The following is a 16,999-nucleotide window of genomic DNA, read 5'->3' on the forward strand; positions in this document are numbered from 1 at the left end:
TTTTCCTCGGGAAATCGATTGGCGGCGATCCGTTCGCGAAGACCCTCGCGGTCGGTAACTTCGACGCTTCGTCGGCGGTGACCGCTGCGGTGCCCGAACCGTCGACATGGGCGCTGATGATCGGCGGCTTCGGCCTTGCCGGCGGGGCATTACGCCGTAGAACCTACGTCGTACCGTAATAGAGTGCGGGCTGACGAATCATTGGCCGCTTGTGCCACCCGTCTAAATCAGCCCGCCTCGCCAGTTTCGTTTGCTCTTTTCACTTCCGGCATGCCGGAAGTGCCCAACCTTTGGCGGAAGCGTCTGGATAGGTAGCAGCGATCCCTGACGACTATCAGGCTTCGCGCGTCGCCATCGCGTCTCGCTGCAACGTATTGCGCACCCTTTGGATCAGTCCGCCGCCTCCGGTTCGGCGCCACGGAATGCATCGCGCTTGACGATGCGTTCGAGCTTTACCGGACGCCCCTCCCGCGCCGAAGCATAGATCGCCTCTATGATCACTTGATCCTGCAATCCCTCCTCGCCGGGCGTGCGCGGCGTCCGGCCGCTGCGGATGCACTGGGCGAAGTGATCGATCTCGAGGGCGAACTGATTTTGCGCCGGGATGGTCAACTCGGCATTATGCTCCTTGCCGTCGACGAGCTGCGCGACGCGCAGGCGCTGGCCCTCATAGGCAAAGGCGTTTTCCATCTCGAGCCACGCCGACGTCCCCATCAGCTTCAGGCGCTGCAACCGATGCGTGCCGTAGCTCGTCAGGCAGTTTGCGATGACGCCCGACGGGAAGCGTAGTGTGAAGCTGACATTGTCCTCGACTTCGGCAAAGCGCGGGTCGCCCGCAGGGCTCCAGATCGTCGCCGACACCTCGGACGGCTCCTCGCCGAGAATGGCACGCGCCGTGTTGAGGCAATAGAGCCCGACGTCGGGAAGCGAGCCGCCTCCGGCCAACGCGCGTTTCTGTCGCCACTGTGCGGGATCGCCCTGGTTCTGATTGTTGATCATGTCCATCAGCACGACATCGCCAAGCTTGCCGCCACGAGCCTGCTTGATCGCTTCCCGTGCATGCGGCTGGTATTGCATGCGGTAGGCGATCATCAGGCGGACCTTGGCGCTCGCGGTAGCGGCGATCATGTCGCGGCACTCGTGCGCGGTCGTCGCCATCGGCTTTTCGCAAAGCACGTTCTTTCCAGCCTTTGCCGCGGCGAGCACATCTCGATGGTGCAGCGCATTCGGGGTTACAACGTACACCGCCTCGACCGCCGAATTGCTCGAGATGCGCGCAAAATCATCATAGCCGTAACAGCAGTCGGCCGGGATCCCATATTGCGCGGCGATGGCCCGGAGCTTGTCGGGGGTGCCGCTGACCAGCGCGGCAAGCCGGCCGTGCTTGGCCTGCGCAAAGGCGGGCAATATTTGTTCGAGCGCCAGTTTGCCGAGCCCGACGACGGCAAAGCCGACGCGCTTGTCACGAGGATCCGGGTTGGGCGGCTGTTGCGGCTGGCTGTCGCTGGGATCGCTGCTCGGCGGAAATTGGACTTTGCCGTCGCTTATCACGCCGGTGTCTACCGCTGGTGGGCGGGGTGTTGCGGCATTGGCGCTCGCAGCCCACCCGAGGCCGACGGCGCCAGCCGTCATCATCACGGTCCTGCGATTGGGCAAATCCACATCCTTGGACATCAGCATTTCTCCAGCGTTGTCGAAGAAATGCATCGGCTCCACGGTGGTTGCGCGGTTTTAGGACTGCGACAGTCTGGGTCGGATCGCGCGCGCAGGAAGCTGCGTAGGATGCGTGGCTGCAGGCCGCTCTGGCCGCAGCGCTCGCTCACTCTTTTTTGATGACGGCGTCGGCCTTCTTGTCGATCTTGCCCTCTTCGGCTTTAGAAATTCGCCCAGCCTTCTTGGCCTGGCTCGCCCGCGCCTTGGCATTCTTGGCGTGAGCGGCGTCCTCGATCGGATAAGCGCGCTTGTCGGGTTCGGCGAATTTGCTCGCCGGGAGCTTGTCGCGATCGGCTTCGGATAGCTTTGCCATAGTCAGAGTCCTCCGATGGCAGAAACGCCGCAAGCCTTGTGCGGTTCAGAAGTCGAGCTCGACACGGCCTGCCAACACCAGCGCGTTGCGCACCGCGATTGTTGCTGCCGGATGGCGACGTATTGCGTATCGGGGGCAGGGTCACGCCACGTGCCGCATGCGCGCCGTAATTGAGTTCATAGACAGTCGTACGCCGGGAGCTGTCGCCGGTCATTCTCAAGGCTGGCGTCGAGGGTAAGCTGACGCTCCATATAAGCATCGGCGGCGACATCGCGACGTCGGTCGACCTGTTCTACAACAACCTGTGGGTCGACAAGAGTTTATGGCATCAAGGCGACAATTCTCGCGGGCAGGGTTTCGGCGTTCGTCGAGGTCGACCTAATCTTCTACACTGAAAAATATACGGTCGACATCATCAGCTTCGACGGCATCGACAAGAGCATTCCATTTCAAAGCCGGCGCTAGGACAACATCCATGTGCTGATCCCGTCGATGATCGTAGCGAAACCCTATTGGCCGTGAGCTAAAGGCGACGACGCGGGCGTCGCGCCGACGACATCCGCGTCAGATTTGCGTTTCAAAAGTAGCCCCTCCGGTTTCCCAGTATGCGTGGCAATTGAGGTAGTTGGACCGGATGTTTGCAGGAACAGGACCGATTGCTGCCTGTCCGCTCTCGGGATTTAAAGCGGCAAGACGGCCATTCCAATCCCTAGCCTAACGCCGTCTGAGAACGCGATTGCGGACATCTTCTATGGATGGTCGTGCTTGCAGCCTATAATGTGGCGACATGATCACCTGCCTTGCTGTTGCCGGTTATCGCTCGCTCCGCAACGTGACGCTTGAGCTGGGGTCGCTGAACATTGTCACAGGCGCAAACGGCAGTGGTAAATCGAGCTTGTATCGAGCCCTGCGCCTGCTGTCCGATGTTGCCCTGGGCCGCGCGATCGCGTCGCTGGCGGCAGAGGGCGGGCTGGCATCGACGCTCTGGGCTGGCCCGGAGCGCATCAGTCGCGAGATGAGAGCCGGCACGATGCCGGTCCAAGGGACCGTTCGCGCCGGACCAGTCAGCCTAAGACTCGGGTTCGCGTCCGACGATTTTGGTTATGCGATTGATCTTGGCCTGCCGATCCCATCCACGACCCGCTTCAGCTATGACCCCGAGATCAAGCTCGAGGCGGTCTGAACCGGGCCCACACTGGGACGTTCAAACCTTTTTGCCGAACGTCGAGGCAAACGTGTCCGGGTTCGCACTGGCAAGACCGGCGAGTGGCGCGAAGTCGTCAGGGATATTTCGGCTGTCGACAGCATGATCGCGCAGTGCGCCGACACGGCGGATGGCCTGGAGCTCCTGATCTTGCGCGAGCGGATGCGCGCCTGGCGCTTCTACGATGATCTGCGCACCGATCGTGAAGCGCCGTCGCGGCGGCCGCAGGTCGGAACCTTTACCCCAGTACTCGCCGGCGACGGCTCGGACATCGGCGCCGCTGTTCAGACAATCATCGAGATCGGCGACGCTGAGGCACTGCGTAATGCGATCGCAGACGCGTTCGACAGTGCCAAGATAAGTGTCGGCGATCGCTTCGAAGTCGAGATGCGACAGCACGGGCTGCTCCGACCCCTCAGCGCTCCAGAGCTGTCGGACGGCACTCTGCGCTACATCCTCCTCGCAGCCGCCCTGCTCTCGCCGCGACCGCCGGAGCTGATGATCCTCAACGAGCCCGAGGCCAGCCTTCACCCCGACCTGCTCGCCCCCCTGGCTCGCCTGCTCGTCCTGGCTTCGACGCGGTGTCAGATCATCGTCGTATCGCACGCGCAGAAGCTGGTGTCCGCGCTGATGGACTTTGGCGACGCCACCCAGATCGAGCTTCAAAAGAACATGGGCGAGACAACGGTCGTCGATGCCAGTGCACCAGTGTGGAAATGGCCCTCGCGCTGAGGCCGTTCCCACTGGGTCAAGCATGAGGCCGGATGCTGGGCGGCAGCTCCCGGCAACCCACCGCGAAACATCCGCCGTTCGGATGCGGCCAGAACTGCCCCGTACGATCCGTGGATCGCTATTGAATTTAACGGCAATACGCCAATGTAATCGACATCTGTGGAGGATGCTGATGACCCCTGACGCGCGCCATCGCTTGTGAAAAGCTGACTGCTTGGAAAGACTATGCGACAGCGAGCGGCCCCTCGCGGCGGCAATGATCCGTCTCGGCACGGTGTAAATAACGATATCTGCAAGGGCATCGGGCAAACTCATATTTAAGGCCCGTCGGCACGGGTAGAGTGCCGCTTTGCTTTGAGAGGCCGCGCTGACGAAGCTTACGCTCGACATTTCAGCTCTCGACGAAACTTGAGTGGGGGCAGTTCGTTTCGCACTCGATGTGGCTCGCTCGCACTAGTATGGCTCTGCCCCGTCTAACTGTCGGGACGACATGTGCCGTTGCCGTGGGTGTTCCGGCCCGCGACGAGGTCGCCCATATCATCCCCTGCCTGGCCGCCCTCGATCGTGCGGCTGAGCAGGTGCCTGCGCCTGTGACGATCGTCGTCGGTGCCAACAACTGCGCCGACGATACGGCGGTCGTGGCGCGCGCATTTGCGGCCCGATGGGCGCGGATCGAAGTCGAAGAGATTGCCTTGCCCGTTGATCGCGCACACGCTGGCGGCGCGCGTCGGCACGTCATGGACCGGGCCGCCGAACGCGCCGGTATCGGTGGCGTCGTGATGACCACCGACGCCGACAGCCACGTCGACGTCGACTGGATTGCTGCAAACCTTAGCGAGATAGCAATTGGTGCCGATGCGGTCGCGGGCGTGATCGCGTTCGATGCGGCGGCGCGGGAGGCGCTGCCTAACCTCGATCACCGCGCGGATGAGTGGCAGCTGGCGGCGCTGCATGCCCGGCTTGAAGATTTGCTCGACCCGCGTGCGCACGACCCTTGGCCGCGCCACATATGGGCTTGGGGCGCGAGCCTGGCGATGACTGTCGAAACCTATCGGGCGGTTGGCGGTGTGCCGCTGATCGCGCTTGCCGAGGACCGCGCTCTCGCCGATGCTATCGAGCGCGCCGGATTTCGCCTGCGTCATAGCCATGCGCCGGTGGTATTCACGTCGCCGCGGCTGACAGGCCGCGCGCCTGGCGGTTTCGCCGATCTGATTGCCAGTCATGCCGCCAACGCCTCGCCTTGTGACTTCGCGCTCGAGCCAACGCGAGTTTTAGTACAACGTTTGATCCTCCGTGCGCGGCTCCGACGCGAGATGAACGGCGATTTTCCGGCGTATTGGGCGACTGTCGAGGCGACGTCCTTGCGGTTGCGTCGGCAACGGCTACGACCCGCCCTTCTCGCTCAAGAGGTCCGGTTGGCAGAGAGGCTGATCGTTTCGCTGAAATGCCGCGAAAACCGTCGACACGATCGTCGTGCCGACGGTGTTACCGCGTGACCTGTGTCTCAACGCTGCAGTGATCGTCGGCACAATCGCGCTCCAACGGCGCGCGTACCTGTCCTCGCGCGGTAGGCCGTATTCGATCGCCGACGCAGCGGCAACACAGCCACGCTGGTGGACTAGGCTCAGGACCTATTAAAGTGCTTGCGGAGACGGTGATCGGTTGATTCAATGGCGGCGCTGAGGAGGCGTCGTGATGAGTGATTTGATCTGGTTGTCGGCGGCACAGATGCGTCGGATCGAGCCGCACTTTCCCCTGTCGCATGGGGTGCCGCGCGTTGACGACCGGCGAGTGATCAGCGGGATCATCTTCGTGATCAGGAACGGGCTGCGCTGGCGCGATGCGCCCAAGGACTACGGTCCGCACAAGACGATCTACAACCGCTTCATCCGCTGGAGCCGGCTGGGTGTGTTCAACCGTATCTTTGCAGCGCTGGCGGCAAAAGGCGGCAAGCCCGACCAGTTGATGATCGATGCGACCCACCTGAAGGCACACCGAACCGCCGCGAGCCTCCTCAAAAAGGGGCTCTTCCCCGATGTATCGGACGCACCAAAGGCGGCCTGAACTCCAAGCTGCACGCGGTCTGCGACGGCCAGGGCCGACCGCTGGTCATGCTCCTCACCGAGGGGCAGACCAGCGACTACAAGGGCGCAGCGCTGATGCTCGACGCCCTGCCCAAAGCGAGGGCCATGCTCGGTGACCGCGGCTATGACGCCGACTGGTTCCGCGCCGCCCTGATCGCCAAGGGCATCACACCCTGCATCCCATCGAAGGCCAACCGCAAAACCCCGATCCCGCATGACCGAACTCTCTACCGGCAACGTCACCGCATCGAGAACATGTTCGGCAGGCTCAAGGACTGGCGGCGTATCCACACCCGCTATGACCGCTGCGCGCACGCCTTCTTCTCGGCCATCGCGCTCGCCGCGACCGTCATCTTCTGGCTGTGATCAATGAGTCCTGAGCCTAGGAGCTTTCTAATACAGGCGATCAAAGGTGCCGCGAGGACAAATCTAAGCTGCAAGTAGCGCTCTTCGACAATGTTCAAGATAAGCAGACTCATGGATGCCGACAAGGTCGACGACACTCGACCAGAGCCATGTCGGCGCGTCGAGACTTTGGATCTTTGCCGCGTGAGCTCGGCGGCCCATTCGGTCCGTTGATGGTTGTCGAGCTGCCGCCCGTGCGCGCGCCCAACGACCGACGCCAGCGACCTTGCGACCGCCTGCGCCTCGTCTGCGGTGAGCTCATCAAGTTCGGTCTTCAGGTCTTGCGGCATCAGTTCGCGGATGACGACGGCCGTACTGCCGAGCCGTCCGGCACCCATACGCTCGCCGAGGTGCGGCGACAGCGCCCGGGCTCCGGTAACGACACGCATCGCGTTATCGCGAGGCATCTCAGTGTGCGGATCACGCGGCGCAGCAGCCTTGGTGGCTTCCTTGATGTCGAGCAGCGCCGGCGACCCATCCGGTCTAAGCCGGGCGATCACTGCATAGCGCAGGCGGCCGAGCGAACTGCAGCCCTTCATCCAGTATGCGGCATCGAGCAGTTCGAGCGCTGTTTCATCGTTGCCACCGGCATTAGATCGCCATTGACGAGCGACGGTGTCGGAAGCGAGCAGGTCGCTCAGCAGACGGCGTTCTTCTTTGGTAATCGGCCAATACGTAGAACCGAGCGGAATGACGGGCCGGATATCCCCGATGCGCTCTTCCGCCAGGTGCTTCCACCGCCGTCGTCCAGCAACCCGCAGCAGCTTGCGGATCGGAGCCGCGTGATCGTCGTCGTTGGCACCGTCACGACCTGCCAGTCCCTCGACATAGCCGACAATGATCGCCTCGATCATTCGCGCGGTTGTTGCGCCGGGGAGGTCGAACCCGCGGGCCGCAGCAGCGAGCGACAGCGCAAGTCGAATAATGTCGTGGGCTGGGTTGCCGATAACGGTCTGATCGAGATCACGGATCTGGATCTCGACCTTGCCCTTCGCATCGGCGAGCGGTCCCAGATTGCCGAGATGGCAGTCGCCGCAGATCCAGATCGACGGCCCCGTGGGCACCTTGCCGTCACTCTCCGCCAGCCATTCGTAGAACTTGACCGTGCTGCCGCGCACGTAGGCGTGCTGAGACCGCGCCATTTTTAAAGTTCGGGTTTGCCCCAAAACCTCTGCGCGGTCGGCAACGGCGACTAATTCGCGCTTTGACATCGATTATGCGTTTCCACGATCAAAGATTTGCCTGCTCATCGGTGTCGAGATCGGCGTCCGGCGGGTAGTAGAGTTGGGCGCACTCGGCGCGGAGAACGCCGCCCTCAACGGACAGGTCGTCGCGATAGGCGTGGGTTACAAAGTCGAGCGTATCGATGCCGCGCGCCTCGAAGTACATCTTGTGAACGTCGTCGCGACCCGCACCGTAAACGATGCGTTCGACCTTTGCCCAGATCGACGCCATGGTGCACATCCCGCACGGCTGCAGCGTTGAGTATAGCGTCGCCCCCCGCATCTCGCCGCCGACGTTATGTTGTGTTGTGACCGCTATCCCTGCCTTGCGAAAGGCGACCATTTCGGCGTGCGCGGTTGCATCGTGCAGCGTCTCGCACTCGTTGTGCGATGAGCCGACAATCTTGCCGTCGAGAACGATAACGCACCCGATCGGCGCCGATGCTGGATCATCGCCGCGCGAGGTGGCGACCGCGATCGCCTCGCGCATCCAGTGCTCGTCTTCAGTTGTCGCCATGTTGCCTCCGCGATCTTTCTTTCCGAAACGAGCAAAGACAGTCAAGGCGCGCTGGGACCGCACCCGAGCCTCGCTGGCTCTGAGCGATCGTCATGACCGCTCGTTATTCGCGGTCCAGTTTGCGCAAGAGCGCTTTCATGGGATGAATGTTCGATCTGGGCGGAGCACCGGGCCCCTTGCAGGTGGCTCCAGAGAGCCTCCAACTTATCGTCGGCATAGCCTATGTTTTCTCCGCAGCCGCACCTGCAGCCCTCGTGTGCCAGCATGAGACAGTATCATCGAACCAGATCTCCGGGAGAACATGCCGACGCTGGCGAACCAGCGTCGGCGATCGGCGGGTCAGGCCGCCTTGGCGGCGGCCACTGGCGGGGTGCCGAGCGGACCACGACGGTCGACCACACTAATCCGCTGCGTCCTCGCCTCTTCGACGAGGCGCTCGAGAACGCCGTTGCCTGGGTAGGCAATCACGTAGCGGGGCTTGATCGACAGGAACTGTTCGTTGCGACGGAACCCGGCACGCTGGCCGAGCTTGGGGTCGAGCCCGAAGACGACCTGCGGGATCTTCTTGCGCTCGGCCCAGCCAGCAGCAAAGCGGTCGATGCCCTTGGTGTCCCCACCGTGGACGAGAACCATGTCGCCGACACGGTCGTGCACCCGGTCGAGGGTGCGGAAGAGATCGTCGGCGAACTGTTTGGCCTGCGTCTCGTCGATGACCATGCGGCCGCCCGAGAATACCACCGGGGTGCCGGCGGGCATCGCCTGGGCCTTTCTGGTCTCGGCTCGGGCGCGGATGAACGCGCGTCCTTCGACGATTGCCGAGGTCATCCTGGGGACCGAACGACCACCGCGCTGGGCACGCCAGCTGTAGCTGGTCTCGGCGCAGTAGAGCATCGCGGCCTGTTCGCGCATGATCTCGAACGACTGCATCACCTGTTCGGTCTCGCGGGCGCGGTCGATCACGGCTTCGAGATTGGCGCTGCCGATCTCGGACTGGTCGCGGTCACGGACGAGAATGCGGATCTCGTTGCTGAGGTCATCGAGCTTGCGCTCCTGCTTCTCACCGGCCCGGTGGAAGATGTTGACGAACTGCCATGCGAGATCTTGGGCGGGTTTTTCCATGGTCGTATCGGCGAGGACACCGAACATCTCGTTCCAGGCGGCGCGGACGGAATGTTCGAGCGCATCGGTGCCCGGAAAATCCTGCGAAGGTTCGGCGTCCTTGACGCTTAGGCCCTCGAGGCCGGCGTCGAGGAGAATGGAGGCGAGACTGGCTTGCATCGGGAAAGCTCCTTGGATGTCGCCGGCAGGAGATCCGTCGGCGTGAGCCCGACAAGACCGGTGGCCCTGGCAGCGGCACCGAGCGCGAAGACGCGAGGGGAACCCATGATACGCGGGGTGGTGCGGGCAGCGCGTTCCCCGGCCCCGCGTCAGCGGAGAGCCGGAGAGAACGAGCAACACGGCCCGCGGGTCAGGGGTTGCTGCTGCCGGGGCTGCCGGTCAGGGCTCCCTCTAAGCCGACGGACCCTCGCCGATGACCTGCAAGCCCGCTACCGTGCACGCATGTTACCCTCCTACGGTCGGCGGTAGGGGGGATGACGGCATAACGTTGCCTCAGATCATAGGAGCTTGCACCGCTGCTACCCTTGCCAATCTGACCCGCGTTGGGGATAACAGAACATCATGCGAACAGGGCTCGACCATCTGCCAGCGGGGAAGCAGCGCGAGCTCGAGCGCGTGGTCGCGATCCTGTTCGAAGAGTTTCAGGCGGCGGCGCGGAATGCGACCGGAAAGCGCGCGACGGGGCGGATTCTCAAGATCTTGCTCTACGGCAGCTATGCCCGCGGGGGCTGGATCGACGAGCCGCACACGGCCAAGGGATATCAGTCGGACTATGACCTGCTCGTCATCGTTAACCAGGGCGAACTGACCGATCGCGTCGCCTACTGGCAGGTGGCTGAGGAGCGACTGATCCGCGAGCTGTCGATCACTAAGACGCTCAGGACCCCCGTCAACTTCATCGTCCACACTCTCCAGGAGGTGAACGACGGTCTCGCCCATGGCCGCTACTTCTTCATCGACGTGGCAAAGGACGGCATCGCCGTCTACCAGGCCGACGACACCGACCTCCACACGCCAAAGCCGAAGACGCCCGAGCAAGCGCTCTGCATGGCGAAGGAATATCTTGAGGAGTGGCTGCCGAGTGGCGCGGGATTTATGGACACAGCTCGCTACGTTCAAAGCAAAGGGCGACTAAAAGAGGCGGCTTTCGACCTCCACCAGGCGACCGAACGACTTTACCACTGCGTCCTGCTCGTGCTGACCTTCTACACGCCGCACGTTCACAACATCGCCTTCCTGCGCTCGCAGGCCGAGCGGCTCGACGCCCGGCTGATTGCGGCATGGCCGCGCGAGAGCCGCCAGCACCGGGCGATGTTCGAGAAGCTCAAGGACGCCTACGTCAAGGCGCGGTATTCCAAGCACTACAGTATCGATGCGGCCGAGCTCGAATGGCTCGGCGGCTGCGTCGAGGCGCTTGGGAGTGCAGTTCATGCCGTGTGTTCGGAGCGGATCGTGGCACTTGAAGACGAAACGCGGTTACAGCTGATCGGTGCCGATGGGCGTACTTCACTGTCACGTTGATTAAATGTCGCTTTGCCGCGCTGCCGTTATTGGTTTGTGGCAAAGCCGAGCGCCCCCAGCCCCGCCGATGTGAAAATTCTCTTCCGGCGGCAGCCATGCGCCTGAAACCCAGACTTTCGAGGCCGGACCGATCTGCCAAGAACGCTACTCGTTTAGATTGTCCGGGGCGACTGCTTCGCACCCATTTCCGGCCGATCAAGACCGCGGCCGACCAGCCCATTTTCAGCCGTTAAAGTTTGCCGCAATATAGCCCGTTAACGGACGTTTGTTCAGATTGGCCCGCGAGCCAGCTAGAGTATCCGTTGTGATCAAGCGGGTTTTGGGGTCCACACTTGTTCGGCCTTGAGCAGCGAGCTTGCCAGGATAACGAGCTTCCGCATGACGGCTGTGATCGCGACCTTTGGCGGTTTTCCAGCATGCATCTTGAATCAGATCGCAGCTGTGTTGGGAATTCCCGACGAGTCTGTCAGCTCGAAAGATGCTTGTCTTATGAAGATGCCGGCCTTTCTGCGAGGATGGGCCGCCGCCGACGAGCCGCAAACCTGCCGGCGGCGGGAAGGGACGGATCGTGAAAATGCTGGCCGTTGTGGGCCGAGCTAGAGTTTGATCGCCCTTCTCTTTTCCTGTGGCCTGAACGGATACGTGGGATTGAAGACCCGCATGACAAGCAGAGGACCTGGAAAAGATGGAGACCACTATAGCTCAGAATGTCGGCGTCGACATCTGCAGAGCGACGCTCGATAGGATCGTGACGTCACCCGCGTCGTCTTCGAGCCGACCGGGCGATCACGACTTCGAGCGCTGGCTCGGGAGTGCCGGCCTGTCGCTCGCCAAGGTCAACCGCGGCAGGCGCGGCGCTCTGCCGAAGCGATCGGCTGCAACGCCAAGACCGATGCCGTCGATGCCGCGATGCTGGCGCGCATGGGCGCGTTGCTCGAGCTGCCGTCGCGGCCGATCTCCGGCGAGACCTTCGACGCGATGAAGGAGTTGCAGGTCGCCCGGCTCGGGCTGGTCAATGATCGCACCGCTGCGAAGAACCGCGAACATGTCTGCCGCTCGCCGCCGCGCAGCGGCTTGCCCAGATCAACCGTCAGATCGCCGCGATCGACGCCGAACTGAAAACCAGCCTGTCCCGCGAGCCGGAACTCGCCGCACGCTTCAACGTCCTCGTCTCCATCCCGGGTATCGGCGAGATTACGGCAATCGCCATGCTCATCGATATGCCCGAACTCGGCACACTCGATAGCGAGCAGGTCGCGTCGCTGGCCGGTCTCGCACCGAACGCTCGCGACAGCGGGCAGCATCGCGGTAAAACGCCATATCCGCGGCGGCCGCGCCGAACTGCGACGCGCTCTTTACACGCCCGCGCTCGTCGCCACCCGGTTCAACCCCAACATGAAAGCCAAGTACACCGCACTCGTCGCCGCCGGAAAACCGCCAAAGGTCGCGATCACAGCCGTCATGCGGAAGCTCGTTATACTGGCAAACTGGCTGCTCGAGGCCGAACGAGTGTAGACCCCAAAACCCGCTTGATCGCAACGGATACTCTAGGTAGAGCTTCGATCCTAAAGCTTGACAGCGGGACGACGATTCCGATTGAAATGGCGCTGAATAAGGCCAATCGCAGCGAACCCGATCAAAAATGTTGCCCAACTGTTTGGCTCGGGCACCACTGTTATCCTGGATGGAACATCGGCTTGCGGTGAGCTCGATTGAATAAGATCCTCGTCAGGCAGGGTCATAGAAATAAAGGGAATTGCGGCCGGTGTAACATAATGCTTTCCCGTAAGCAAGAAGTATGCATCGCGGTAATTACTAGGAAGCTCAATCGCAGAGCTTAACGCTAGAATTGTGTTGGCAGATATCAAGTTGTTCACACCATCGGGTGTTCGTAATCCGACCGTATAAAGTGAGCCCGGCTGTGGCGACAAAAAGTTCCCAGAAATCTTGCTGTCAACGCATGAATAGCAAGCTATTCCCTGAGGATAGAGAGCGTTCAAGATATTATTCTCGATAATAATTCTCAGCCCGCCACCCTTCGTGGAGTCGAATGACGTTAAACCCTGCGTATTCCCATAAACAAGGTTATTAGCTATAGTTATATCTGACTGGACCGTATGACCCACCATACTTCCGAGCTGAACGCAGTCCGGATGAGCGCCAGCAGACGGGCTACTACCGACACAGCTATTGTTAGTAATCGAAACGTGATGATCGTCGAACACATCGAAGCCATCACTTACCGAGTTTATTATCTGATTATTACTGAGAGCAATAAAGCTCGAATGAACCACGCCCACTCCAACAGACAGGCCATTAAATGTAGAATTCGTAACACGGGCATTTTTCACCGTCTGGAGTTGAATTCCACCACTCCTATCAGACGGATTGCCATTGATCGATACATGGTCAAACTGAATATTTCCACCGCCGTATACGACAATTGCCTTGTTGTAAGCAGTTTTAGTGGATGTCGAGTCGAACAAGCCTCCGTAAAAGTTTAATCCATTTACATTCTGAATTTTTACCGATCCGGTAAAGGTTGCGCTAGACGCATCCAGCGTCACGGGCGTGCTGAAGGTTTTATTCTGCAACGCTATGCCGCCGAACGAGCCGGATAACTTGATCACGTCTCCCGGTTTGGCTGTCTTCCACGCGTTTGCCAAGGTTGATGACGAAGCTTTAATGGTCGCTGCGATCGTAGGCGAACTCCCGATAAGCGCAAACACAATGAACCAATTATTTACAATACGCAACATATTACATCCAATCCAAAGAATGATTACCATCAATCTGGTCCGGCATTACGTTTCCGAAATCGTCCGTTCATAGATAATACACCAATTCTTCGATAAGAAAGATTCAGCAATACCGAATAAGACCCGTCCGCGCTATTAATGGCTCAACGGCTATCAAGTTCCTCGGGTTGTGGGGAGATATTTTCATGCCTAACCGTAGGTAACACTTACAGGGCCGGTTTATTCCCAGATCATTATCTTCTCACTATAAAGCGATAATGCAATAGATCATTCCTTTTCGTAGATGAATCGGTGTCATTTCGGGTCCAGCCGACATATAACTGACGCGACGTCGTCTAGCCAGAGCCGAATGTGCGCAGACATCGTTGGCGCGAGCCGAATTTGTGATAAATATGTAAAGCAGGGCATGCAGCGTTAAAGCATTTTCCGATTACTACGCATCATAGCCGTTATGCCTAAAGTGGTCGGCGCATTCGTCGGGTGTGAACGTTTCTAGGCCATTGCCGATCACGCTGCACAGCTGGTCGACGGATCGGGCGGCGGCTTTGTGGAGCAGTGCTTTAAGCTTTGAGAAGGCGTTCTCGATCGGGTTGAGGTCGGGCGCGTACGGTGGGAGGAAGATCAGCCTGGCACCGCTCGCCCCCATGGCTTTGCGGATTGCGGCACCCTTGTCGGCTGGCAGGTAGTCCATGATGACCTCGTCGTCGGGGCTGAGCGTCGACAACAGGATTTACTCGGCAAAGGCGCGGTCATGCCCGTCAGCCACAGCGCGCCGGTTACTGTCGGGGTCGTCCAACGTCCATGGCACGCTCATTCACAGTCGTGCCCCTCGCGGTTCCGGCCCGTGAAGCCGCGCCATCTTGGGACTTGCTCGGGTCTCGTTGATGAACACAAGGCGGTGCGGGTCGAGGCCGAGCTGGCCTTCGAACCACACACAGCGCTTTAGGACGTCGGAACGATCCTGCTCCGCTGCATAGCCGGACTTTTTTTGAGCGTGATCCTCCTGCGCACGAAGAACCGCCACAGCGTCGCCATGCCGACGATGACGCCGTGCCCGGCAAGCAGCTCGCGGAGCTCGGCGAGCGTGATATCCGGCTGCCTGGCGACGGCATCGAGCATCACATCGGTATAGGCCTCGCCCCGTCCGGAGTGTCGGTCGCCGCCCTGCCGCTTCGGCGTGGCAGAATCCAGTCGTCGTCAGCGAATGCCACAAGATCGCTCGAGATGCTTACCCCTAATCACGCCGCCGCCAGACGTCGCGACAGCCCGCCGTCGATCACTGCCACCGCCCGCTTCCGAAGATCAATCGACAGCGCCTTGGCATGCATGTCAGCCTCCCTCACCAGCGCGCAGCTTGAATCAGATCGAAGCTCGCTTGAGAATCCGCAACCAACCTGTCAGCTCGTAAAATGCTCAAAGTGTAGGATTACGCAGATTCGCGGGCATCTAGCGATACAGTTGAGCCCGTTCGAGCCGCCACCATTATGTTACCCGGTTTTCTTCCTCCGGTTCGAATGAAAGTATCCGGCATTGTAAGCTCTGCAAGGACGCTTAAGGCCGTGAACAAGAGTAGGGATTCCGAGGAGCAGTTTCGCACGCGCTCCGGCGAGCCAAGACCGGCACGCCGGTGGCCGAGGTGATCCGGCGGATGGAGGTTTCCCAGCAGACGTTCTATCGGTAGAAAAAGCCGTATGCAGAGTTCGGCGTCGGCGAGCTTCGTCGGCTGAAGCTTTGGGAGGTAGACGCGAGCTCAAGCAGCTTGTCGACGATCTCGGCTCCACAAGCATATCTTGAAGGACGTGCTGTCAAAAAAGGTCTCAAGCCTAGGCGAAAACGCGAGCTTGTCGTGTCCGTCCAGGCGGCTCGCGGTGTCAGTCAGCGGCGGAGCTACCTCGAGCTTGACGTCGAGCGCTCGCTGATCCGGTATGTCTCGGTGAAGCCGGACCAAGCGGCAGTGCAGCTGCGCATCCACGATCCTGCTCAGGCGCGGATGGAATACGGATATTATCGGATTTACATCATGCTTCGCCTGGGGGTTAGTTGGTGAATCACAAGCGGGTCTACCGCCTGTATCGACAGGATGGACTAAGCCTTCGTCTGAAGAAGCCGAGGCGCCACGTCAGCGCTTCCGATCGCGTCCGATAACCAGCGGTGGAGGCACCGGACGAGATATGATCGATGGACTCCGCCTCGGATGCGTTATCTGACGGCCAGCGCCGAAGGCGTTGACCGTCGTCGACACCTACACCCGCGAGGCGCTGGCGATCGATATCGATCAGGGCATCAAGGGCGAGCATGTTGTCGAAGCGATGACACGGATCGCCGGCACCCGCGGGTCGCCCAAGAGAATCCGTGTCGACAACGGCCCCGAGTTCATCTCGAAGGCGCTCGACCGCTGGGCCTACGAGAACGGCGTCACCTTAGAGCCTGAACGAAAAGTAGTTGAGCGATACCAGTAGGTTGTGATTCACCGTCGTTGTCGAGACGATAGGAGAAGAACTTGCCTTGGACTGATACCGCTCGCCGTCAGCATATGCGCAAGGGGGGGCGCTATCCAAGCGATTTACGGGATGCGGAATGGGCGTTGATCGAGCCGCTGTTTCCGGCAGCCCGCAGCGGCGGGCGTCGTCGCACGACCTGCCTTCGGGCGGTGATGGATGCGATCATGTATATTGCGTCGAGCGGTTGCGCCTGGCGGATGCTGCCCAAATGCTTTCCGGCGACGTCGACAGTGCGCGGCTATTTCTACAGCTGGCGGGATAGTGGGCTGCTGACGACAATCAACCACTTGCTGGTAATGGCAGCACGCGAACAGGCCGGCCGCGAGGCCTCACCCAGTGCTGGCGTTATCGACAGCCAATCGGTCAAAACAACGGAAAGCGGCGGAATTTGCGGCTATGACGCCGGCAAGAAGGTGAAGGGCCGCAAACGCCATATCATCACCGATACCTGCGGCTTTCTGGTGTTTATCCTGGTCCATGCCGCCGACATTCAGGACCGCGACGGCGCTGTCGATGTCCTCAAAGCCATCCGTTTCCGTTTCCCGTTCCTGCGCCATGTGTTTGCCGATGGTGGCTATGCCGGTGACAAACTCAAGGCCGCGCTTGAAGGCCATGGCAGCTGGACCCTCGAAATCATCAAGCGCTCCGATACCGCCAAGGGCTTTGTGCTTTTGCCCCGCCGTTGGGTTGTCGAGCGGACCTTCGCGTGGCTGGGCCGCTGCCGACGTCTCGCCAAAGACTGGGAGCGATCCATCGAAAGCGCCACGGCATGGGCAACCATCGCCAGCATCCGAATGCTCACACGCAGAATCGCAAGGCTCTCAACTCATTGATGTACTTTTGAATCGGGCTCTTAGCTAAATCAGCATACCGATGCCAATCTGTCGACCACTGTCCGCGAGCAGTCC

11 protein-coding genes and 7 pseudogenes are annotated in these 16,999 nt (G+C 60.7%); 9 read left to right on the top strand and 9 right to left on the bottom strand.

Going from position 1 to position 16,999, the window contains the following annotated elements:
• Positions 1–77: 77 nt before the first annotated feature.
• Positions 78–179, top strand: a pseudogene (locus KTC28_RS23535) (PEPxxWA-CTERM sorting domain-containing protein); the annotation flags it as partial.
• A 211-nt stretch (positions 180–390) separates the two neighbouring features.
• Here the strand turns inward: KTC28_RS23535 and KTC28_RS22120 are convergent.
• Positions 391–1,674, bottom strand: coding sequence for a Gfo/Idh/MocA family protein (locus KTC28_RS22120; RefSeq protein ID WP_216711201.1), 1,284 nt, complete (start codon positions 1,672–1,674; stop codon positions 391–393).
• 145 nt (positions 1,675–1,819) lie between these two features.
• Entirely contained in the window at positions 1,820–2,026 is a 207-nt protein-coding gene (locus KTC28_RS22125) for a hypothetical protein (RefSeq protein ID WP_216711202.1), read from the bottom strand.
• Positions 2,027–2,813: 787 nt separating this feature from the next.
• On the opposite strand from KTC28_RS22125, the pseudogene KTC28_RS22130 reads away from it, so the two are divergent.
• Positions 2,814–3,962: pseudogene (locus KTC28_RS22130) on the top strand (AAA family ATPase).
• Between the two features lie 473 nt (positions 3,963–4,435).
• On the opposite strand, the gene KTC28_RS22135 reads toward KTC28_RS22130, so the two are convergent.
• Entirely contained in the window at positions 4,436–4,765 is a 330-nt protein-coding gene (locus KTC28_RS22135) for a hypothetical protein (protein WP_216711203.1), read from the bottom strand.
• Between KTC28_RS22135 and KTC28_RS22140 the strand changes: the two genes are divergently transcribed.
• Both KTC28_RS22140 and KTC28_RS22145 read left to right on the top strand, forming a co-directional pair.
• On the top strand, positions 4,742–5,458 hold the full coding sequence (locus tag KTC28_RS22140; RefSeq protein WP_216711204.1) for a glycosyltransferase: 717 nt from the start codon (positions 4,742–4,744) through the stop codon (positions 5,456–5,458). The genes KTC28_RS22135 and KTC28_RS22140 overlap by 24 nt on opposite strands.
• 199 nt (positions 5,459–5,657) lie before the next feature.
• Positions 5,658–6,412 (top strand): IS5 family transposase gene (locus tag KTC28_RS22145; RefSeq protein ID WP_219774167.1). Its coding sequence is split into 2 segments (ribosomal slippage): positions 5,658–5,991 and positions 5,991–6,412, totalling 756 coding nucleotides; the frame shifts between segments, so codons are not numbered across the junction.
• 63 nt (positions 6,413–6,475) lie between these two features.
• On the opposite strand, the pseudogene KTC28_RS22150 reads toward KTC28_RS22145, so the two are convergent.
• The 3 genes and pseudogenes from KTC28_RS22150 to KTC28_RS22160 form a co-directional block, all read right to left on the bottom strand.
• Positions 6,476–7,662 (bottom strand): annotated as a pseudogene (locus tag KTC28_RS22150) (DUF2252 family protein).
• 19 nt (positions 7,663–7,681) lie between these two features.
• Positions 7,682–8,191 (bottom strand): nucleoside deaminase, encoded by a 510-nt coding sequence (locus tag KTC28_RS22155; protein WP_216711617.1) that lies wholly within the window; start codon positions 8,189–8,191, stop codon positions 7,682–7,684.
• A gap of 339 nt (positions 8,192–8,530) precedes the next feature.
• Positions 8,531–9,469 carry a DUF2493 domain-containing protein gene (locus tag KTC28_RS22160; RefSeq protein WP_216711616.1) on the bottom strand — a complete coding sequence of 313 codons (939 nt, stop codon included), beginning with the start codon at positions 9,467–9,469 and terminating at the stop codon, positions 8,531–8,533.
• A gap of 402 nt (positions 9,470–9,871) precedes the next feature.
• Between KTC28_RS22160 and KTC28_RS22165 the strand changes: the two genes are divergently transcribed.
• On the top strand, positions 9,872–10,831 hold the full coding sequence (locus KTC28_RS22165) for a HEPN domain-containing protein (RefSeq protein WP_216711615.1): 960 nt from the start codon (positions 9,872–9,874) through the stop codon (positions 10,829–10,831).
• A gap of 308 nt (positions 10,832–11,139) precedes the next feature.
• Here the strand turns inward: KTC28_RS22165 and KTC28_RS23130 are convergent.
• Positions 11,140–11,244 (bottom strand): annotated as a pseudogene (locus KTC28_RS23130) (IS110 family transposase); the annotation flags it as partial.
• Between the two features lie 388 nt (positions 11,245–11,632).
• On the opposite strand from KTC28_RS23130, the gene KTC28_RS23135 reads away from it, so the two are divergent.
• On the top strand, positions 11,633–11,950 hold the full coding sequence (locus tag KTC28_RS23135) for an IS110 family transposase (RefSeq protein ID WP_216711619.1): 318 nt from the start codon (positions 11,633–11,635) through the stop codon (positions 11,948–11,950).
• A gap of 101 nt (positions 11,951–12,051) precedes the next feature.
• A pseudogene (locus KTC28_RS23140) lies at positions 12,052–12,181 on the top strand (transposase); the annotation flags it as partial.
• Between the two features lie 215 nt (positions 12,182–12,396).
• Here the strand turns inward: KTC28_RS23140 and KTC28_RS22175 are convergent.
• The gene (locus KTC28_RS22175) at positions 12,397–13,620 is read right to left on the bottom strand and encodes a right-handed parallel beta-helix repeat-containing protein (RefSeq protein WP_216711614.1); all 1,224 of its coding nucleotides are present in this window, start codon (positions 13,618–13,620) and stop codon (positions 12,397–12,399) included.
• Between the two features lie 403 nt (positions 13,621–14,023).
• Positions 14,024–14,918 (bottom strand): annotated as a pseudogene (locus KTC28_RS22180) (transposase).
• Between the two features lie 231 nt (positions 14,919–15,149).
• Between KTC28_RS22180 and KTC28_RS23540 the strand changes: the two are divergent.
• Positions 15,150–16,025 (top strand): annotated as a pseudogene (locus KTC28_RS23540) (DDE-type integrase/transposase/recombinase); the annotation flags it as partial.
• A gap of 65 nt (positions 16,026–16,090) precedes the next feature.
• A complete protein-coding gene (locus tag KTC28_RS22195) occupies positions 16,091–16,924 on the top strand; it encodes an IS5 family transposase (RefSeq protein WP_216711713.1) in 834 nt (277 codons plus the stop codon).
• Positions 16,925–16,999: the final 75 nt, after the last annotated feature.

This window comes from Polymorphobacter megasporae (assembly GCF_018982885.2).
Taxonomy (GTDB): domain Bacteria; phylum Pseudomonadota; class Alphaproteobacteria; order Sphingomonadales; family Sphingomonadaceae; genus Polymorphobacter_B; species Polymorphobacter_B megasporae.